This is a genomic window from Roseburia sp. AM23-20, from assembly GCF_003470905.1.
Lineage (GTDB): Bacteria > Bacillota > Clostridia > Lachnospirales > Lachnospiraceae > Roseburia > Roseburia rectibacter.
Genome location: NZ_QRHS01000027.1, coordinates 973 through 22,342, shown reverse-complemented (window position 1 = coordinate 22,342; position 21,370 = coordinate 973). Strand labels below are relative to the sequence as shown.

Sequence of the window (21,370 nt, the reverse complement as noted above, 5' to 3'; positions counted from 1 at the left end):
TGTCACTGGCTGATTTTGTTATATATCTATTCTGCCACTAAAATAACCACACTTCTCGGCGGGATTTTTAACGATTTTTTATAATAAAATTCCGTCTGTGATTCTACATCTTTTCCGTCCTCATACTCTACATTCGTATTGACACAAATTTTCCACTGCAGATTATTCGGTAATTCCGGAAGCTGCATGACAAGCGTTTCCCAGTACGCATTCATTCCATAGAAAATAATATCATCTCTGGTATTTGCATCATCCCTACCGGCATACATAATACCAATCAGTTTGCTGGTAAAATCAGTTCCTCCATTCCATGGAAAACCATTGTGAATGCTGATCTCCGGGAGTCCGCAAAGCGCTTTTTTTGTCGAGCGGCGCAGAACCGGATATTTTTTACGAAAAGCGATCATATAACGGAAGAAATCATGGATCTCCCGATATTTTTCCAACCTGCTCCAGTCAAGCCAGGATATGATATTATCCTGACAATAAGCGTTATTATTGCCAAACTGTGTGTTACAAAATTCGTCTCCAGCATAAAACATGGCAGGTCCCCTGCTGCACATCAGTGTCGCAAATGCATTTTTGACCATTCTAAGGCGCAGGCCTTCGATCTGCGGATCATCCGTCTCACCCTCTGCTCCACAGTTCCAGCTATTTCCGTTGTTATCTCCGTCAGAATTATTCCAGCCATTTTTTTCATTGTGCTTTGTATTATAGGCATATAGATCGTACAATGTAAATCCATCATGACAGGTGATGAAATTGACAGATGCACTGTCACCACGGTGCTTCGGGTAAAGGTCTTTCGAGCCTGTGATACGTGTGATCGCTGTTCCTGCCATTCCATCCGTGCCTTTTAAAAACTGTCTTATATCATCACGGTATCTTCCATTCCATTCTGCCCAACGGTTCCATGACGGAAAACTTCCAACCTGATAAAGTCCGCCTGCATCCCATGCCTCTGCGATCAGTTTAACCTTTCCAAGGATCGCATCACATGCGATAGCCTGGAGTAATGGCGGATCTGCCATCGGTGCTCCTTTTTCATCACGCGTCAGAATAGATGCAAGATCAAAACGGAAACCATCCACACGATACTCCGTTACCCAGTATCGCAGACAATCAATGATAAAACGTCTTACCGCCGGATGATTACAGTTCATGACATTACCGCAGCCGCTGAAATTATAATAGTAGCCATCCGGTGTCAGAATATAATAAGTATTATTATCAATTCCTTTAAAAGAAAAACACGGTCCCTGTTCATTTCCCTCCGCTGTATGGTTAAACACAACATCCAAAATGACCTCAATACCGTTTTCCTTTAACTCATAGATCAGTTCTTTTAACTCATCACCTTCATGATTATGCTCTACAACTGATGTATAACTGGTATTCGGAGCAAAAAAGCAGACAGTATTGTACCCCCAGTAATTATACAGACGTTCTCCATCCACTACTCTGGTGCTTTCCATCTCGTCAAATTCAAAAATCGGCATCAGTTCAACTGCATTTACCCCAAGATCTTTTAAATATGGGATTTTCTGCCGCAGTCCCTCATAGGTGCCTTCTGCTCCAGGTGTCACACCGGACGATGCATCTTTTGTAAATCCCCTTACATGCATCTCGTAGATGACAAGATCTTCAAACGGATGCTCAGTCGGGCGGATATCTCCCCAGTCAAAGTTATTTTCCACAACTCTGGCATGATAAATAAAATCTGCTCCGCCTTCCGGACGCTCTCCCCAGTTTCTCTGTCCTGTCACCGCCCTCGCATACGGATCAAGCAAAATGTTTTCTTTATTGAACAATAAACCTTTTTTCTCATCATAAGGTCCGTCCAACTGAAATGCATATTCAAACTCTTCGATTTTCAATCCAAAAACGAACATGGAATATGTGTTTCCAATATGATAAGCCTCCGGATATTTTAGGGTCACATATGGCTCTTTTTCCTGCGGCTGGAACAACAGAAGATAACATGCTGTCGCACCAAAGGAATGGATCGTAAAGCTGACACCTCTTGTGGTTGCTGTCGCACCATCCCTGTTATAAAAACCCGGACGTACCTGATATCCATTGATCTCATCCAATGGCTGCAGCCCAACGCCGCGTTCCTGTTTATGTCTGCCTGTACTCATTTTAATCCTCCTTTCTTTTTGGGAGTATTTTCCTCCTTGTTTTGCGGAGCAAAATGCCTGCTATATTTCTTATACCCCGGATGTTTTCCACTCATTTTATAATAATTATTTCTAAGGTCCACAAGTCTGTCGATATTTTCCCGGTCGATCTCTTCTGCACCACCAAGCAGATGTGCCGTCAGCGTGATCTTTGCAAACTGCTCTAATGTTTCCATCCTATAGTATGCCGTATAGACATCAGCACCTACCGTCACAGCTCCGTGATTTTTCAGCAGGATCGCATCATGCTCTGGCAGATACGGAGTAATGGCATCCGGCACTTCATCCGTGGAAGGTGTCGCATAAGGCGCAACTGGCACCGAACCAAGTGCGAGCACAGTCTCAATCATGGAATATTCATCAAGAGGGATATCTGCCACGGCAAACCCTGTCGCAACCGGAGGATGTGCATGCAAAACTGCGCCGACATCCTCACGTTCCTCATAGCATCTGAAATGCATCCTCATTTCAGACGACGGACGATAACCGTCCATGGCTTCAATAATCTCCCCTGTTTTATCTATATGCACGATCATTTCCGGGGTTACCATACTTTTTGACACGCCTGTCGGTGTTGCCAAAAATGTACCATCCGAAAGTTTTACCGACACATTTCCATCATTTGACGCAACCCATCCCAGCTGCCACATCTTATGGCATACATCACAGATCTGTGCCCTGATTTCCTTATAACTTAGTTCCATAATAATCTCCACACCTTTCAATACTGTACCTTTTTCCTATTTTATATTCTATTATAAACATCCTCTTTCCCAATTTCAACCAGACAATATCTGTGTTATACTATCCTCAGAAAATATTAAGAAACAAAGAAAGGATTTTCCCATGCAAAAAATACTCCATGTTTCCAGCAATCCGGATCATTTTTCCACTATCAGTGCTGCAATAGCACATATTCCTGCCGCTGATCAGACACCAACTGTCATTGAAATCGAACCGGGCATTTATCATGAAAAACTGACTATAGATAAACCCTATGTTACACTGCGTGGTATGGGTAAAAACAATTCCGATACTGTCATCACCTATGATGATTATGCCCTGGATCTGATGCCCGATGGAAGTAAGCGTGGTACCTTCCGCACATATACACTGTTTATAGATACACATGATGTAACGCTTCAAAATCTCACCGTTGAAAACGCTTCGGGAGATTCTGCCACACATGGACAGGCGATCGCTCTCTATGCTGACGGTGACCGCCTTACGATCGATTCCTGCCGCCTTCTCGGACATCAGGACACACTTTTTACCGGACCGCTTCCTGAAACAGAACGACAGCCCGGAGGATTCATCGGTCCAAAACAGTTTGCCCCGCGTATCAACGGCAGACATTATTATAAAAACTGCTATATCTGCGGCGATATTGACTTTATTTTTGGCAGTGCCACAGCATATTTTGAACATTGCACCATAGAATCCCTGCTGCGCACAAAAACATCAGCCCAGTCCGATGCGCTTTCCGATACATCTGCATTCCCTCTTATCCAGGGCTATGTAACTGCCGCCTCCACACCAAAAGGTCAGGCATACGGCTACGTTTTTTCCGACTGCCGGTTCATCTCCAAAGACTGCCCTGCCGGATCTGTCTATCTTGGCAGACCATGGCGCGACTATGCAAAAACGATCCTGATTTCCTGTGAACTTGGCGCGCATATCCATCCTGCCGGTTTTCATGACTGGAACCACGAAAATACACATGAAACGGTATGTTATGCCGAATACGCAAGTTACCCCGCAACCTCTGACTGCCGTCCACTTTCTGACCAGGCTGATTTTGTTCAAAATCTGGATGAACAACAGGCCAGACACTTTGCAAGAAAACTGGTTCTCGGTGACTGGACACCCGATGAACTGTAATTTTTATCAGATATTTTTTAATCTAGGTTTGTATATTCATGAGAATAATGATAGAATAATATACATTAAGAATATGAGAAATCCAAACAAAGGGGGCATATAAGATGGACGAAAAAATTTATAAGACAATGGGTTCTACCGGGGCTTGTACACTGGCAGTTGGTATCTGTGTCCTTGCGGGTGGAATCACCGCCGGGATTCTTCTGATCGTAAATGGTGCCAGACTGTTAAAAAATAAATCAAAAATCATGTTTTAAAATAGAATTCACGTTCTGCAGGCTTTCTATTGTCATGAACCAAAAGCGCATATGCAGTAAAATCATCTTTCTGACAATCTTTTTTACTGTACATGCGCTTTTTCATATGACACCATATGCTTTTTACAGTTAATTTTTCTTCAAATTAATCCTCTTTTTGAACTTCTTTCTTTTTGAACACATCTGCAAGCAGGAAAAATCCAAAGCACAATCCATTTAGCACCAGCGCAGCCGGAAGTTCTTTCCAGCTTACAGTCTGATTTTCCAGAACATCTGCGGAAAATGTACCTGAAATGATCGGTATCAGGTTGTTATTCAGATAATGCAGGCAGACCGGCACCCAGATATTTTTTGTTTTCATATAAGCATATGCAAAAAAGATTCCAAGTGCAATACAGGTGATCTGCTGTGCAAAAATCATCTGGATTCCCGATGTCTGTGTATAATAAAACAGATCATCCGGAATATGCCACAGTCCCCATACCACACCAAGCACGATCACACCTGCACGAAGACCGAACTTTTTCTGTAAAATGGGCTGCAGATAATATCTCCAGCCATATTCTTCTCCGAAAAATGCAATAAATACAAAAAAATAATTGATCGGAAGTGCAACGATATTCAGCCACATCACAGGATCTTTAAACATTGCCGCCCATTCTTTTACATACTGCATTCCATTGCCGTCAGACACGCCCTGTCCTGCCATCGACACTACAGTTCTTACAATATAAATACCCACAAATAAAAGTACAATAAACACAGCACTTTTCCAGTTTTGTCTGGTCAGTCCCGCAGCTGCCCTCTTTTCATTTCCTGCAACCGCAAGAAAAATGAATGCCACGATACTCCCAATGATAAGTACATACTGTGAGATCAGATTATAAACGGACATCGTCATTCCTGCAATATTCAAATCCTCCACCGGAGAAAATACGGATAAAAGCGCAAGTACAATCAGGACTCCAGTTGTTGCCAGAACCGTAATAAAAAAACCTGTCGGCAGAATCTTTTCTCCTTTGTGTGCCAGAAAAAGTCCAATGATCACGCCTGTGGCCGGATACATCATCTGCGCCGTTGGAAATGCCGTAAGGTCATAACCCTTTGTACTGCCATACCACATCAGAATTCCCATGAGATAGGTCAGACCATAGGCAATAAGCACATAAATAATTAACCTCTTTTTTGCCATCTCTTTTTGTTCCATTCCAAAACTCCTCCCCTTACAATCAATAAATGTTACCTTTTTATTGTAAGGATTTTGTTCTGCATTGTCAATTGCATTAACTGCTGTTCTATCTCCGTCCACGGATGATTCGGATGATTCCTCCTGCGATCGCAGCTACACCGACCATTCCCCAGATGTATGGTTTTACATCACCAAGTTTTCCCGCATAAAATACTGCAGCCGGTCCATCTGCGCTATTCGGCAATATCGCACTGAATGTTACGCTGGCATGCAGATATACTGCATTAAAAATTACAAATGCACCTGCTACAATCAGTCCAAAACCCTGCATCATCTTTTTTCTCTGCATCTTCTGCTGATATTTTGCGATATCAATGCCCGCCTCGATCACCGCATCAGTATCCTGCACACTTACCTCCTGCTGCTGCATCTTCTGACATTTCATCAGCTCTGTCAAAGTAACGCCCAGTGCCTCTGCCAAAGGTTCTAGGGTCTGGATATCCGGAAATCCCATTCCCCTCTCCCAACGGCTGACAGCTTTGTCTGTGACTTTCAGGCAGGCTGCTAGCTGTGCCTGTGTCATTTGATTTTCCTTGCGTATCTGTGCGATAAATGCTCCTAATTCTTTTGCTTCCATAGTTTTCCTTTCCTGCCATGTCTGACATCCATAGCCTTTTTACCCAAAAGATAGCAAAAAGGCACCGAATTTTCAACCGATGCCTTGTTTACCAGACTCTATCCATCGTTTACACGCTACAAAATGCACTAATCAAGTTCGATCGAATCTGAGATATAATAATGAAATTTATTTTTTTTGCAATACTCTTTGATCTGTCTGATCAGCTTTTTATCTTTTGTATATTCCAGCAGATAAACTTTCATTCCATCCTTTTTACATTTCTTAACATAATCAGTAAAATATCCGCGCGCTGCTTTGGTCTGTTTTCCAAACGAACCTGTTTTAAATTGAATACTGCTCCACACACATTCCTGATTAACTGCAGTCATAATGTCTTTTGCTGAACCATATGTTTTTCTGTATTTCGTGACAAAAACATCCCCACCATTGATTACGACATCTTTTCCAAGGCGCTTAACATTTTTCAGTATCTTTGCAAGCCCTGTAAAATTCTGCTTTGTCTTTGCGTAATCATAAACGTCACAATTATCAATAAAGAAACCATCCACGCCTTTTTTCAACAGCTTCTTTGACAAATTTCCGATAAACTTCTGCCAATTCTTATTGGAAACATCTACCCACTTTTCCTCTTCCCAGTTCTCATAACTCCCAATCGTAAGATGTTCATATTTTTTATAATAATCACGAAATTTTTCAATGGACCCGACATTTAAGTAGGTATAAACTTTTACACCTTTCTTATGCAGGGCGCGTATCTCTTTTGCCGAAAAATACTGTGCATCAATGACCACAAGTTTGTATGCGTATAATTTCTGCATCTTAGACGAATCAATGCTTAAAAATACACCATAGTCTTTTTTCTTTTGATCCGCCTTTGCATTGATCGCACATGGATCTGCAAATAACCCTAGAAATACGGCAAACAATAATATTAATGCTAAATTCTGTTTACCAGAATATTTTATTTTTTTCATTTTTCTCCTATTTTTCCCTTTCACCGGAAGCTGCGCCAGAATAATTGCTGCAAAAATCAGACAACAGCCAAATATCTCTTTCGTACTAAGTTTCTGATTCAAAATCAGCCATCCAAACACGGCTGAAAACACGGCTTCCAGACTCATGATAAGAGATGCCACTGTTGGATTCAGCCCATTCTGACCAATGATCTGCAATGTATATCCAACCCCACAGGACATAATTCCTGCATATAAAATCGGAACCCATGCCGACCATGATAAAAAAGCTTGCGCCCACACCTCAATCCCTGGGATTGAATGCTGCATATCAACCACAAACATTGGAACTGAAGTCAGCACCCCGGTTACAAGAAATTGGATCATGGAAAGACGTACCCCATCCACCTTCGGTGAAAAATAATCGACAAATAAAATCTGAATAGAAAACCCAAACGCACAGCAAAGAAGTAACAAATCTGCCGGGTGAAATCCATTCTTATCCTGCATACACAAAAAATACAGTCCCACCAGTGCAAGCGCAACTGCAAACCATATATTCATACCACATTTTTTATGTAAAAATAAACCTAAGATCGGCACGAGCAAAATATAAACTGCTGTCAGGAAACCCGCTTTTCCAGCACTGGCTCCCATCAGGATTCCAAGCTGCTGTAAATTCGTAGAAATGCAGAGTGCCACTCCACAGCAGATTCCGCCTTTTATCAAAAGTTTGTAATCTTCCTTTGTCTTTGGTCTTTTCGGTGATAAATTTTTTTTGTCCAAAAACTTCATAACCGGAATCAACACCAATGCACCGATAATGCTGCGGATACAATTAAATGAATACGCTCCGATCGCCTGTCCGCCAACTGTCTGCGCCACAAAAGCTGCCCCCCAGACAGCTGCCGTCACTAATAGTAGTAGACTGTTTCTGGTTGTTTTGTTGTTCATCTTCTGCCTCTTTTCAAATTATTAAAATAACAAATAACAGTTTACCATTTTTTCACTAAAATTACATTATAGTTTCAAAATAATATCAAAAAAGGGCTCCCATCACTGGGAACCCTTAATTTTAAGCAATTATAAATTACTCGATAACTGTAGCAACACGACCTGATCCAACAGTACGTCCACCCTCACGGATAGCGAATGTAAGACCCTGCTCCATAGCTACTGGGTGAATTAACTCGATAGTCATCTCGATGTTATCACCTGGCATGCACATCTCTGTACCAGCTGGTAAGTTACATACACCAGTTACGTCTGTTGTTCTGAAGTAGAACTGTGGACGATAGTTGTTGAAGAATGGAGTATGACGACCACCCTCATCTTTTGTTAATACGTAAACCTGAGCTGTGAATTTACGATGACATGTAACTGTACCTGGTTTAGCAAGAACCTGACCACGAACGATCTGATCACGGTTGATACCACGAAGTAATGCACCGATGTTATCACCAGCCTGAGCCTCGTCTAACTGTTTACGGAACATCTCGATACCAGTTACAACTGTTGTCTGAACTTCCTCTTTAACACCAAGGATCTCAAGGTTATCATTTAAGTGTAATGTACCTCTCTCAACACGTCCGGTAGCAACTGTACCACGACCTGTGATTGTGAATACGTCCTCAACTGGCATTAAGAATGGTTTATCTGTATCACGCTGTGGATCTGGGATGTACTCATCAACAGTATCCATTAACTCCATGATCTTGTCTCCCCACTCGCCGTTTGGATCTTCAAGAGCTTTTAAAGCAGAACCTTTGATGATTGGGCATCCTTCGAAGCCGTACTCTTCAAGCTGCTCTGTAACTTCCATCTCTACTAACTCGATTAACTCTGGATCGTCTACCATATCGCATTTGTTTAAGAAAACAACGATGTAAGGTACACCTACCTGACGGGATAATAAGATGTGCTCTTTTGTCTGAGCCATAACACCATCAGTAGCAGCTACAACGAGGATAGCACCATCCATCTGAGCAGCACCAGTGATCATGTTCTTAACGTAATCGGCATGACCTGGGCAGTCAACGTGTGCGTAATGTCTCTTCTCTGTCTCATACTCGATGTGAGCAGTAGAAATTGTGATACCACGCTCTCTCTCTTCTGGAGCTTTATCGATGTTATCGAAATCTGTAGCTGTGTTACCAGCAACTCTTGCAGCTAATACTTTAGAGATAGCAGCTGTTAAAGTTGTTTTACCATGGTCAACGTGTCCAATGGTACCGATATTACAATGTGGTTTTGTTCTTTCAAACTTAGCTTTTGCCATTTTTGAATATCCTCCTTAAAATGATGCCCTATGGGCTATAGTTGTTATTTTCAATAACTCGGCTAACTCTGATTATATAAAATAATCATTGGTTTTTCAAGCTATTTCTATCGGATTTCCTATAAAATATAGGAAATCCGGATGTTTTAATTTCAGTAAAAGCAGTCAACCAATTATTTGGATTTATCTGCTAATACTTTTTCCGCAGGAAAAGCAGGTAACCGATTATTTAGATTTATCTGCTAATACCTTTTCCTGTACATTCTTTGGTACTGGCTCATATTTCTCGAAGAACATAGAGTAGTTACCACGTCCCTGTGTCTTAGAACGTAAATCTGTAGAATATCCGAACATCTCAGCAAGCGGAACATAAGCTTTTACAAGTTTACCGCCACCGATATCATCCATTCCCTCGATACGTCCACGACGGGAGTTGATATCACCGATAACATCACCCATGTATTCCTCTGGCATAGTTACTTCAACCTTCATGATCGGCTCAAGTAATACCGGACTTGCCTTCTGCATAGCTTCCTTGAAAGCCATAGATCCGGCAATGTGGAATGCCATCTCGGATGAATCGACTTCATGGTAAGATCCATCGTATACATTAGCATGTACGCCAAGTACCGGGAATCCTCCAAGAATACCAGCCTGAGCTGCTTCTTCGATACCTTCACCTACTGCCGGGATGTATTCCTTCGGAATAGCACCACCAACTACGGTAGACTCGAACTTGAATGTTTCTTCACCGTTCGGGTCCATCGGCTCGAATTTAACTTTACAGTGTCCGTACTGTCCACGTCCACCAGACTGTTTTGCATATTTGTATTCAACATCTACAGGTTTTGTAAATGTCTCTTTGTAAGCAACCTGAGGTGCACCAACGTTTGCCTCTACCTTGAATTCACGAAGGAGACGGTCAACGATGATCTCCAGATGAAGCTCACCCATACCAGCGATGATTGTCTGACCTGTTTCCTGATCAGTATGCGCACGGAATGTAGGATCCTCTTCTGCAAGTTTTGCAAGAGCCTCACCCATCTTACCCTGTCCAGCTTTTGTTTTCGGCTCAATAGCAAGCTCGATAACCGGCTCTGGGAATTCCATGGACTCTAAGATTACAGGATGCTGCTCGTCACAGATTGTATCACCTGTTGTGGTGAACTTAAATCCAACTGCTGCTGCAATATCACCAGAGTAAACTCTGTCGAGCTCCTGTCTCTTGTTTGCATGCATCTGAAGGATACGTCCAACACGCTCTTTTTTATCTTTTGTTGCATTGAGAACGTAAGAACCTGCTGCCATGCTACCGGAGTATACACGGAAGAAAGCAAGTTTTCCTACGAATGGGTCAGCCATGATCTTGAATGCTAAAGCGGAGAACGGCTCATCATCAGATGAATGTCTCTCTACTTCATTTCCATCCAGATCCACACCCTTGATTGAAGGGATGTCTGTTGGAGCCGGCATGTACTCGATAATCGCATCAAGAAGTTTCTGAACACCTTTGTTTCTGTAAGCAGAACCACAGCAAACAGGTACAGCTGTACATTCACAGGTAGCTTTTCTCAATACTTTTTTCATTTCCTCTACGGATGGTTCTTCACCCTCAAGGTACATCATCATTAAGTCATCATCTAACTCGCAGATTTTCTCGATTAATTCAGAACGATAAAGTTCTGCATCATCTTTCATATCACCTAAATCGTCGGTAACAGTGATATTATCACCCTTATCGTCGTTGTAGATGTATGCTTTCATCTCGAATAAGTCAATAACACCTTTGAAATCATCTTCTTTACCGATCGGTAACTGAAGAACGATTGCATTTTTTCCTAATCTTGTACGGATCTGGTCAACAGCGCCGTAGAAGTTTGCACCTAAGATATCCATCTTATTGATGAATGCCATACGCGGTACATTGTAGGTATCAGCCTGACGCCATACATTCTCTGACTGAGGCTCAACACCACCCTTTGCACAGAAGACGCCGACAGCGCCGTCAAGTACACGGAGTGAACGCTCTACCTCTACTGTAAAGTCAACGTGACCTGGGGTATCAATGATATTGATACGATGCTCTAATGCACCTGCCTTTGGTTTTGTGAACTCTTCCAATGTCCAGTGACATGTTGTAGCGGCTGATGTAATCGTGATACCTCTTTCCTGCTCCTGCTCCATCCAGTCCATGGTAGCAGTACCTTCATGAGTATCACCAATCTTATAGTTAACACCGGTATAGTAAAGAATACGCTCTGTCAATGTTGTTTTACCAGCATCGATGTGAGCCATAATACCAATGTTTCTGGTTCTCTCTAATGGATATTCTCTTCCAGCCAAGGTATTTCCTCCTTAATTTACTAACGATATGCTATCGCCGCGAAAGCAAATGCTCACGCAGCGATCAAAAATTCCATATTTAAAAGCAACAGCTTCGCGGAGACACTATAGATTTTATTAGAATCTGTAATGCGCGAATGCAAAGGCTTCGTGGAGATTCCTTTCGTCCTAGAATCTGTAGTGCGCGAAAGCCTTGTTTGCCTCTGCCATTTTGTGCATATCTTCTTTTTTCTTAACAGATGCACCAGTATTGTTTGCTGCATCCATGATCTCGTTCGCAAGTCTTTCTTCCATCGTCTTCTCACCTCTGGCACGAGAGTAAGTGGTCAGCCAGCGAAGTGCTAACGCCTGACGACGATCCGGTCTTACTTCGATCGGTACCTGATATGTTGCACCACCGATACGTCTTGCCTTTACTTCAAGAACAGGCATAACGTTATTCATTGCTGCTTCAAATACCTCAAGAGCTGGTTTCTCTGTTTTCTCCTCAACTCTTGTGAAAGCTCCGTATACAATTTTCTGAGCAACACCTTTCTTACCATCTAACATGATGTTGTTGATAAGTTTGGTAACCACTTTATTGTTGTATAACGGATCTGCTAATACGTCTCTTTTCTGAGTATGTCCTTTACGTGGCACGGTTCTTCCCTCCTTAATCATAATTTACTATACAGAAATATTTTCTGCATTTACTGAGTGCGGCAATGCCGCCATTTACAGCCTTACTACCTGACAGCATACCGCTATCGGCAGGCTGTTTCAGTGAACTTCATTTCGATTAATTCAACGGTACTCACAATGTGTAAAATATCGGTCAAAGACCATCTATTTCGCCATAATGTTCGTGCGGAAATCTATCGTTTGTGATAATAATCCCAACACCAACCTATAGTCCATCCGGCAAAATATGCCAGATACAACAAATGTGATACTATGGTTCGCTAAATTATCAAGCAACTTCGGTCCAATACCTAAAATTACTTAGAAGCCTTTGGTCTCTTAGCGCCGTATTTGGAACGAGCCTGCTTTCTGTTAGCGACTCCTGCTGTATCAAGTGTACCACGGATAATGTGATATCTTGTACCTGGTAAGTCCTTAACACGACCACCACGGATCAGAACAACGCTGTGCTCCTGTAAGTTGTGTCCCTCACCTGGAATGTAGCTTGTTACCTCGATTCCGTTGGAAAGACGAACTCTGGCGATCTTTCTAAGAGCTGAGTTAGGTTTTTTAGGAGTTGCTGTCTTAACAGCGGTACATACACCTCTCTTCTGCGGAGAAGAAGTATTTGTAGGTCTCTTCTGCAGGGAGTTGTAACCCTTCTGAAGTGCAGGTGCAGTAGACTTCTTAACAGATGTCTGACGTCCTTTTCTTACTAACTGGTTAAATGTTGGCATTATTTTCACCTCCTGTTATATTAAATATGCATCCCTAAATATGCATGCTAAATTATTATATAAGTGCAATTCCTGTATGTCAAGCCTTTTTTCTATTTTCAGACTTTCTTCTATAATAATCTGTTTTTTTTGCACCCTTATCTATTTTTTCCAGTTTCTTGTGAATTATACATATTTTTTCCAGCTGCCAGAAAAAAGAATCCTATGAATCAAAAAAATCCTATAAATAAAAAAAAGAACCGTGCACCACTGACTTTTATCAGCTGGTGCGACAGTTCTTCTCATAAATATTATTTTATTCTTCCTCTACCGGAGCTTCTTCGATCTCATTTTCTTCGTTCATCGGAATTTCATCCTCATAATCATCAAAGTCATCGAAATCATCAAACATCAGCTCATCATCCTCATTGATATCGGAATCCAGTTTAATGTTACGGTATCTCTTCATACCTGTTCCGGCAGGGATCAGTTTACCGATGATAACATTCTCTTTCATACCGATCAATGGATCAACTTTACCTTTGATCGCAGCTTCTGTAAGAACTTTTGTTGTCTCCTGGAAGGATGCTGCTGATAAGAAGGAGTTTGTTGCAAGAGAAGCCTTGGTAATACCAAGTAATACCTGCTTGCCCTCTGCCGGCTCTTTTCCTTCTTCAATCAGTTTTTCATTGGTATCTTCGAAATCAAGTGTATCTACTAACACACCCGGAAGCATCTCTGAATCACCGTTTGTCTCAACACGTACTTTCTGTAACATCTGACGTACGATAACCTCGATATGCTTATCGTTGATTTCTACACCCTGCAGACGGTATACACGCTGTACCTCACGGAGCATGTAATCCTGAACTGCACGGACACCTTTGATCTTTAAGATATCGTGTGGATTTACAGAACCTTCTGTCAGCTCATCACCGGCCTCAAGCACTGCGCCATCCATGATCTTGATTCTGGAACCGTAAGGAATCAGATATGCCTTTGACTCTCCGGTCTCATTATTTGTAACAATGATCTCACGTTTCTTCTTAGTATCCTTAATGGTTGCTACGCCGCCAAACTCTGTGATGATTGCAAGACCCTTAGGTTTTCTTGCCTCAAAAATCTCCTCGACACGAGGAAGACCCTGAGTAATATCGTTTCCGGCAACACCACCGGTATGGAACGTACGCATGGTAAGCTGTGTACCAGGCTCACCGATAGACTGTGCCGCGATGATACCGATTGCCTCACCAACCTGTACAGCCTGACCTGTAGCCATGTTTGCACCGTAACATTTTGCGCAGACACCCATATGGGAACGGCAGGATAATACGGTACGGATCTTAACTTTCTTAAGTGGCTCGCCATTTTCATCAACACCCTGGCTCATGACTGCAGCTGCACGTTTCGGTGTGATCATATGGTTTGCTTTTACAATGACATTTCCATCTTTGTCACAGATCGTGTTACAGGAGAAACGTCCTGTAATTCGCTCCTGAAGACTCTCGATCTCTTCTTTTCCATCCATGAACGCAGTTACCCACATTCCAGGGATCTCTCTGCCTGTACCCTCACAGCAGTCGGACTCACGAACGATCATATGCTGTGAAACATCAACAAGACGTCTGGTCAGATAACCGGAGTCAGCCGTACGAAGTGCAGTATCGGAAAGACCTTTACGAGCACCATGTGCGGACATGAAGTACTCAAGTACATCAAGACCTTCACGGAAGTTTGACTTGATCGGCAGCTCGATCGTACGACCGGTTGTATCTGCCATAAGTCCACGCATACCGGCAAGCTGTTTGATCTGTTTATCGGAACCACGGGCTCCGGAGTCAGCCATCATGAAGATATTGTTGTATTTATCAAGTCCGGAAAGAAGTGCATGTGTCAGTTCCTCATCGGTCTCTTTCCAGGTCTCAACAACCTCTTTGTAACGCTCTTCCTCAGTGATAAGACCACGTTTATACTGTTTCATGATACGGTCAACAGTATCCTGTGCATCTTTGATCATCTGCGGCTTCTGAGGCGGTACGGTCATATCGGAAATGGATACGGTCATAGCTGCTCTTGTGGAGTATTTGTAACCCATAGCTTTTACAGCATCAAGAACTTCTGCTGTCTTTGTTGCACCATGGATATTGATAACTTTTTCCAGAATCTGTTTATTCTGTTTCTTTGCAACAAGGAAATCTACTTCCAGTTTTAATTCGTTGCCCGGAATACTTCTGTCTACAAATCCAAGATCCTGTGGGATGATCTCATTGAAAATAAAACGTCCCAGTGTAGATTCTACATTTCCGGTAAGTGTTGTTCCATCCGGCATAGTCTTTGTCATGCGGACAGTAATTCTTGAATGAAGCGTTACTACGCCATTCTCATATGCAAGAATTGCTTCGTTTACACTCTTGAAGAATTTACCTTCACCTTTTGCTCCCGGTCTTTCCTGTGTCAGATAGTAGATACCAAGTACCATATCCTGTGAAGGAACGGCAACAAGACCACCATCAGACGGTTTTAACAGGTTGTTCGGTGAAAGTAACATAAAACGGCACTCTGCCTGTGCTTCTACAGAAAGTGGAAGATGCACAGCCATCTGGTCACCATCGAAGTCGGCGTTGAACGCGGTACATACCAACGGATGTAACTTGATCGCCTTACCTTCTACGAGGATCGGCTCGAATGCCTGAATACCAAGACGATGCAGTGTAGGAGCACGGTTTAACATAACCGGATGCTCTTTGATAACGTCTTCGAGAACATCCCAGACCTCTGTCTGGAGTCTCTCGACCATCTTCTTAGCACTCTTGATGTTGTGTGCGGTACCGTTTGCAACAAGCTCTTTCATAACGAACGGTTTGAACAGCTCGATTGCCATCTCTTTCGGCAGACCACACTGATAAATCTTTAACTTCGGCTCTACACAGATAACGGAACGTCCGGAGTAGTCAACACGTTTTCCAAGCAAGTTCTGACGGAAACGTCCGGATTTACCTTTTAACATGTCAGAAAGAGATTTTAATGCACGGTTACCAGGACCTGTAACAGGACGGCCACGACGACCATTATCGATCAGGGCATCAACTGCTTCCTGAAGCATACGTTTTTCGTTGCGGACGATGATATCCGGTGCTCCTAACTCTAAGAGTCTTCTTAAACGGTTGTTACGGTTGATGATACGTCTGTACAAATCATTCAGATCTGATGTTGCAAAACGTCCACCATCGAGCTGAACCATAGGACGTAAGTCTGGTGGGATAACCGGGATAACTGTCATGATCATCCATTCCGGTTTGTTTCCAGACTCACGGAAAGCCTCTACAACTTCCAGTCTCTTAATGATTCTTGCACGTTTCTGACCGGTTGCATCCTCAAGCTCTGCCTTTAACTCAGCGGAATCTTTCTCAAGATCGATCGCCTGTAATAATTCCTGAATAGCTTCGGCACCCATTCCAACACGGAAAGAACTGCCGTACTGCTCTCTTGCTTCCTGATATTCACTCTCGGAAAGTACCTGTTTGTACTGTAATGCGGTATTGCCCGCATCCAGTACGATATAAGAAGCAAAGTAAAGAACTTTTTCAAGAGTTCTCGGGGATAAGTCAAGGATTAATCCCATACGGGATGGGATACCCTTAAAGTACCAGATATGGGATACCGGAGCTGCAAGCTCAATGTGTCCCATACGCTCTCTACGAACGCTTGCTTTTGTGATCTCAACACCGCATCGGTCGCAGACAACGCCTTTGTAACGGATTTTCTTATATTTACCACAATGACATTCCCAGTCTTTGCTCGGTCCAAATATCTTTTCACAGAACAGACCATCTTTTTCCGGTTTTAAAGTTCTATAGTTAATGGTTTCCGGTTTCTTTACCTCACCCCTAGACCACTCCCGGATCTTTTCCGGAGACGCCAATCCAATTTTGATGGCATCAAATGAGATAGACTGACCTGTGGCTTCTTTACTCATTGTTTCTGGCATTATGACACTCCCTTTCTATTTATTCTTCGTCAAGAGTATTTTCTTCTGCATCGTCGAAAAAGTCGGAATCATCCTCATCTTCCTCCGGCTCCTCATCCACATCTACGAGTTCTTCATTTTCCGCATTGAACTCTTTCTGTGAGAATCCCATCTTTGCAAAGGAATCACTGTCCTCAAATGCAAAATCCTTATCTCCGGAAATAATGGAATTCAGATCGGTATTGCCGTATTCGCTTGTCTCCATCAGCTCTACTTCGTTTCTGTCCTCGTCTAAGACTTTGACATCCAGACCAAGTGACTGAAGCTCTTTTAACAGAACCTTGAAAGACTCCGGAATACCCGGCTCAGGGATATTATCACCCTTAATAATTGCTTCATAAGTCTTAACACGTCCGACAACATCATCGGATTTTACTGTTAAGATCTCCTGTAAGGTATAAGATGCACCGTATGCTTCCAGTGCCCAAACCTCCATCTCTCCGAAACGCTGTCCACCGAACTGTGCTTTACCACCTAACGGCTGCTGCGTTACTAAGGAGTAAGGACCAGTAGAACGTGCATGGATCTTATCATCTACCAGATGGTGGAGTTTCAGATAATGCATGTGTCCAATGGTTACCGGTGAATCAAACGGCTCTCCGGTACGTCCGTCACGAAGCTGAACTTTTCCATCACGGGAAATCGGAACACCTTTCCACAGTGCACGATGCGCACGGTTATCAGAAAGATACTTCATAACGTCTTCTCTTAAGATATCTTTGTATTTTTCTTCAAAACTCTCTGTTTTGCCTTCTTTTGCTGCTTCCTGCGCATCAAACGGCATATTTACATAGTCATTTGCAAGCTCAAGTGTATCCTGGATATCGATCTCTTTTGCACCATCAAATACCGGTGTTTCAATGTTAAATCCAAGTGCCTTTGCAGCAAGACTTAAGTGGATCTCAAGGACCTGACCGATGTTCATACGGGACGGCACACCAAGAGGATTTAATACGATATCAAGCGGACGTCCGTTTGGCAGGAATGGCATATCTTCAACAGGAAGTACACGGGAAACAACACCCTTATTACCATGACGACCAGCCATCTTATCACCGACAGAGATCTTTCTCTTCTGTGCGATGTAAATGCGGACTGCCTGATTTACACCAGGAGATAACTCATCACCGTTTTCTCTTGTAAATACTTTCGCATCAACTACGATACCATATTCACCATGTGGTACTTTTAAGGAAGTATCACGAACTTCTCTTGCTTTCTCACCGAAAATTGCACGAAGCAGTCTCTCCTCCGCAGTCAGCTCAGTCTCTCCCTTCGGAGTAACTTTTCCGACTAAGATATCACCGGCACGAACTTCTGCACCAATACGGATGATACCTCTCTCATCGAGATCTTTTAACGCATCATCGCCGACACCAGGAACATCTCTTGTGATCTCTTCCGGTCCGAGTTTTGTATCACGTGCTTCTGCTTCGTATTCCTCAATATGGATAGATGTATAAACATCATCCTGTACCAGTCTCTCACTTAAGAGAACAGCATCCTCGTAGTTGTAACCTTCCCAAGTCATGAATCCGATCAGTGGGTTTTTACCAAGTGCTAACTCACCGTTTGAAGTAGACGGACCATCTGCGATTACCTCTCCGGCTTCCACACGGTCACCTTTGAATACGATCGGTCTCTGGTTGTAGCAGTTAGACTGGTTACTTCTTGAGAATTTTGTCAGTTTATATACATCTCTGGTTCCCTCATCACTCTTAATGATGATCTGGTTTGACTCAGAGCTTTCTACAATACCGGATTTCTTTGCGATCACACATACACCGGAGTCAACCGCTGCCTTTGTCTCCATACCTGTTCCGACTACCGGAGCATCTGTGGTAAGAAGCGGCACTGCCTGACGCTGCATGTTAGATCCCATCAGCGCACGGTTTGCATCATCGTTCTGTAAGAACGGAATAAGTGCTGTTGCGACAGAGAATACCATCTTCGGAGATACATCCATGTAATCAAACATAGTCTTCTCATACTCCTGTGTTTCCTCTCTGTAACGACCAGATACGGAATTACGGACAAAATGTCCTTCTGCATCCAGTGCCTCATTCGCCTGCGCTACATGGTAATTATCCTCTTCATCTGCTGTCATATAAACTACTTCGTCTGTGACACGCGGATTCTTAGGATCTGATTTATCGATTTTACGGTATGGTGCCTCTACGAAACCATACTCGTTAATTCTTGCATAACTTGCCAGTGAGTTGATAAGACCGATGTTTGGTCCCTCAGGTGTCTCGATCGGGCACATTCTTCCGTAATGGGAATAATGTACATCTCGTACCTCGAATCCGGCACGGTCTCTGGAAAGACCACCAGGTCCTAATGCAGAAAGACGTCTCTTATGTGTCAGCTCACCTAATGGGTTGTTCTGATCCATAAACTGTGACAACTGGGAAGAACCAAAGAACTCTTTTACCGCTGCTGTTACCGGTTTGATATTGATCAGACTCTGTGGAGAAATACCGTCTAAATCTAAAGTAGTCATTCTCTCACGAACAACTCTCTCTAATCTGGAAAGACCGATACGATACTGGTTCTGTAATAACTCACCAACTGCACGGATACGTCTGTTTCCAAGGTGATCGATATCATCATCATTACCGATACCATACTCTAAGTGCATATTGTAGTTAATGGATGCAAAAATATCATCCTTTGTAATATGCTTCGGAATCAGGTCATGCACATTCTTTTTGATCGCTTCTTTTAATTCATCAATATCTGTATGTTCTTCCATCAACTGAGCAAGTACCGGATAGTACACCAGCTCGGTGATACCAAGGTCTTTTGGATTGCAGTCCACATATGTTCTTAAATCAACCATCATGGAAGAAAGAACTTTGACATTTCTAGTCTCTGTCTGAATCCATACATATGGAACAGCTGCATTCTGGATATCATCTGCAAGACTTCTTGTCACTTCCGTACCAGCCTCTGCAATGATCTCACCAGTTGCAAGATTTACAACATCCTCTGCGAGAACCTGTCCGTTGATACGGTTCTTTAACATAAGTTTCTTATTAAATTTGTAACGGCCTACTTTTGCAAGATCATATCTTCGCGGATCAAAGAACATAGCAGAAATAAGGCTCTCCGCACTTTCAACTGTAAGCGGCTCGCCTGGTCTGATTTTCTTATATAACTCAAGAAGACCTTCCTCATAATTTGTTGCAACGTCTTTTCCAAAACTTGCAAGAATCTTCGGTTCCTCACCAAACAGATCGATGATTTCCTGATTGGTTCCGATACCAAGTGCACGGATCAATACTGTGATCGGCACCTTTCTCGTTCTATCAACACGAACATAGAATACGTCATTGGAGTCTGTCTCATACTCTAACCATGCACCACGGTTCGGGATCACGGTACAGGAATACAGCTTTTTACCCACTTTATCGTGAGCAATACCGTAATAGATACCCGGAGAACGTACCAACTGGCTGACGATAACACGCTCGGCTCCGTTGATTACGAAAGTACCTGTCTCGGTCATCAAAGGAAGATCACCCATGAAAATCTCATGTTCATTAATCTCATCTGTTTCTTTGTTGTGAAGTCTTACCTTTACCTTTAAAGGTGCTGCATAAGTTGCATCTCTCTCTTTGCACTCCGGAATTGTATATTTTACATCTGATTCACATAATGTAAAATCAACAAATTCCAGACTCAAGTGACCGCTGTAATCTGCGATTGGGGAGATATCGTCGAAAACTTCTTTTAAGCCTTCTTTTAAAAACCACTGATAGGAGTCTTTCTGAACCTCTATCAGATTCGGCATTTCCAATACCTCTTTCTGTCTTGAGTAACTCATACGCATGCCTTTACCGGCTTTGACTGGTCGTATTCTGTTTTTCTCCATTTGACGTTTCACCTCTCGTTTTTATTAACATAAGGGCAGAACCCGTTGTTTATAACGTTACCGGACTTCTGCGAATAAGCGCACTAAGTCCACTGCACCACAATAGTGCAACGTATATGATAGCACAAGAGAGGAGATTACGTCAAGAACTTTTTTAAATTATATATAGAAAAAGAGACATGATAAATCATGTCTCCATACATACGTGCGCGAGAAGATTCGAACTCCCGACACCTTGGTCCGTAGCCAAGTGCTCTATCCAGCTGAGCTACGCACACATATTTAATTCATTGTATCTGAAACCAGATACAATGCCGGCGACCGGAATCGAACCGGTACTGTATTTCTACAACAGGATTTTAAGTCCTG

At 42.7% G+C, this 21,370-nt stretch carries 12 protein-coding genes, 2 tRNA genes and 2 pseudogenes (1 of these 16 cut by a window edge); 2 read left to right on the top strand and 14 right to left on the bottom strand.

Annotated features, from left to right (window positions below):
* Positions 1–26: 26 nt before the first annotated feature.
* Together DW650_RS16385 and DW650_RS16380 are read right to left on the bottom strand one after the other, a co-directional pair.
* Positions 27–2,141 carry a glycogen debranching protein gene (locus tag DW650_RS16385; RefSeq protein WP_118210543.1) on the bottom strand — a complete coding sequence of 705 codons (2,115 nt, stop codon included), beginning with the start codon at positions 2,139–2,141 and terminating at the stop codon, positions 27–29.
* Entirely contained in the window at positions 2,138–2,884 is a 747-nt protein-coding gene (locus tag DW650_RS16380) for a class II aldolase/adducin family protein (RefSeq protein WP_118210542.1), read from the bottom strand. The genes DW650_RS16385 and DW650_RS16380 overlap by 4 nt, the downstream gene beginning before the upstream one ends.
* A 142-nt stretch (positions 2,885–3,026) precedes the next feature.
* Here DW650_RS16380 and DW650_RS16375 point away from each other — a divergent pair, with 142 nt between their 5' ends.
* Together DW650_RS16375 and DW650_RS19800 are read left to right on the top strand one after the other, a co-directional pair.
* A complete protein-coding gene (locus tag DW650_RS16375; protein ID WP_118210541.1) occupies positions 3,027–4,061 on the top strand; it encodes a pectinesterase family protein in 1,035 nt (344 codons plus the stop codon).
* 104 nt (positions 4,062–4,165) lie between these two features.
* Entirely contained in the window at positions 4,166–4,318 is a 153-nt protein-coding gene (locus DW650_RS19800; protein WP_186900061.1) for a hypothetical protein, read from the top strand.
* A 145-nt stretch (positions 4,319–4,463) separates the two neighbouring features.
* On the opposite strand, the gene DW650_RS16370 is transcribed toward DW650_RS19800, so the two are convergent.
* The 12 genes and pseudogenes from DW650_RS16370 to DW650_RS19590 all read right to left on the bottom strand — a co-directional run.
* The gene (locus DW650_RS16370) at positions 4,464–5,525 is read right to left on the bottom strand and encodes a CPBP family intramembrane glutamic endopeptidase (RefSeq protein ID WP_118210559.1); all 1,062 of its coding nucleotides are present in this window, start codon (positions 5,523–5,525) and stop codon (positions 4,464–4,466) included.
* Between the two features lie 88 nt (positions 5,526–5,613).
* On the bottom strand, positions 5,614–6,144 hold the full coding sequence (locus tag DW650_RS16365; RefSeq protein WP_118210540.1) for a helix-turn-helix domain-containing protein: 531 nt from the start codon (positions 6,142–6,144) through the stop codon (positions 5,614–5,616).
* Between the two features lie 128 nt (positions 6,145–6,272).
* Positions 6,273–6,935 (bottom strand): annotated as a pseudogene (locus DW650_RS20670) (endo alpha-1,4 polygalactosaminidase); the annotation flags it as partial.
* A 204-nt stretch (positions 6,936–7,139) separates the two neighbouring features.
* Positions 7,140–8,054 (bottom strand): annotated as a pseudogene (locus DW650_RS20665) (DMT family transporter); the annotation flags it as partial.
* 136 nt (positions 8,055–8,190) lie between these two features.
* Positions 8,191–9,378 carry an elongation factor Tu gene (tuf, locus tag DW650_RS16350; RefSeq protein ID WP_118210539.1) on the bottom strand — a complete coding sequence of 396 codons (1,188 nt, stop codon included), beginning with the start codon at positions 9,376–9,378 and terminating at the stop codon, positions 8,191–8,193.
* A 225-nt stretch (positions 9,379–9,603) separates the two neighbouring features.
* Positions 9,604–11,721, bottom strand: a complete 2,118-nt coding sequence (gene fusA / locus DW650_RS16345; protein ID WP_117920699.1) for an elongation factor G — start codon at positions 11,719–11,721, stop codon at positions 9,604–9,606.
* A 168-nt stretch (positions 11,722–11,889) separates the two neighbouring features.
* Positions 11,890–12,360 (bottom strand): 30S ribosomal protein S7, encoded by a 471-nt coding sequence (gene rpsG, locus DW650_RS16340; RefSeq protein ID WP_207661930.1) that lies wholly within the window; start codon positions 12,358–12,360, stop codon positions 11,890–11,892.
* Positions 12,361–12,698: 338 nt separating this feature from the next.
* On the bottom strand, positions 12,699–13,118 hold the full coding sequence (rpsL, locus tag DW650_RS16335) for a 30S ribosomal protein S12 (RefSeq protein ID WP_006859047.1): 420 nt from the start codon (positions 13,116–13,118) through the stop codon (positions 12,699–12,701).
* A 295-nt stretch (positions 13,119–13,413) separates the two neighbouring features.
* A complete protein-coding gene (gene rpoC / locus DW650_RS16330; protein WP_118210538.1) occupies positions 13,414–17,085 on the bottom strand; it encodes a DNA-directed RNA polymerase subunit beta' in 3,672 nt (1,223 codons plus the stop codon).
* Between the two features lie 19 nt (positions 17,086–17,104).
* Positions 17,105–21,001 (bottom strand): DNA-directed RNA polymerase subunit beta, encoded by a 3,897-nt coding sequence (gene rpoB / locus DW650_RS16325; RefSeq protein ID WP_117920696.1) that lies wholly within the window; start codon positions 20,999–21,001, stop codon positions 17,105–17,107.
* A 204-nt stretch (positions 21,002–21,205) separates the two neighbouring features.
* Positions 21,206–21,279 (bottom strand) — tRNA-Arg (locus tag DW650_RS16320).
* 34 nt (positions 21,280–21,313) lie between these two features.
* Positions 21,314–21,370 (bottom strand) — tRNA-OTHER (locus DW650_RS19590); it runs 71 nt beyond the window's last position.

Coding starts and splice junctions, on each gene's coding strand:
- tuf (WP_118210539.1), bottom strand. CDS start 9,378: ATGGCAAAAGCTAAGTTTGAAAGAACAAAACCACATTGTAATATCGGT.
- DW650_RS16375 (WP_118210541.1), top strand. CDS start 3,027: ATGCAAAAAATACTCCATGTTTCCAGCAATCCGGATCATTTTTCCACT.
- DW650_RS16385 (WP_118210543.1), bottom strand. CDS start 2,141: ATGAGTACAGGCAGACATAAACAGGAACGCGGCGTTGGGCTGCAGCCA.
- rpsL (WP_006859047.1), bottom strand. CDS start 13,118: ATGCCAACATTTAACCAGTTAGTAAGAAAAGGACGTCAGACATCTGTT.
- DW650_RS19800 (WP_186900061.1), top strand. CDS start 4,166: ATGGACGAAAAAATTTATAAGACAATGGGTTCTACCGGGGCTTGTACA.
- DW650_RS16380 (WP_118210542.1), bottom strand. CDS start 2,884: ATGGAACTAAGTTATAAGGAAATCAGGGCACAGATCTGTGATGTATGC.
- DW650_RS16365 (WP_118210540.1), bottom strand. CDS start 6,144: ATGGAAGCAAAAGAATTAGGAGCATTTATCGCACAGATACGCAAGGAA.
- DW650_RS16370 (WP_118210559.1), bottom strand. CDS start 5,525: ATGGAACAAAAAGAGATGGCAAAAAAGAGGTTAATTATTTATGTGCTT.
- rpoB (WP_117920696.1), bottom strand. CDS start 21,001: ATGGAGAAAAACAGAATACGACCAGTCAAAGCCGGTAAAGGCATGCGT.
- rpoC (WP_118210538.1), bottom strand. CDS start 17,085: ATGCCAGAAACAATGAGTAAAGAAGCCACAGGTCAGTCTATCTCATTT.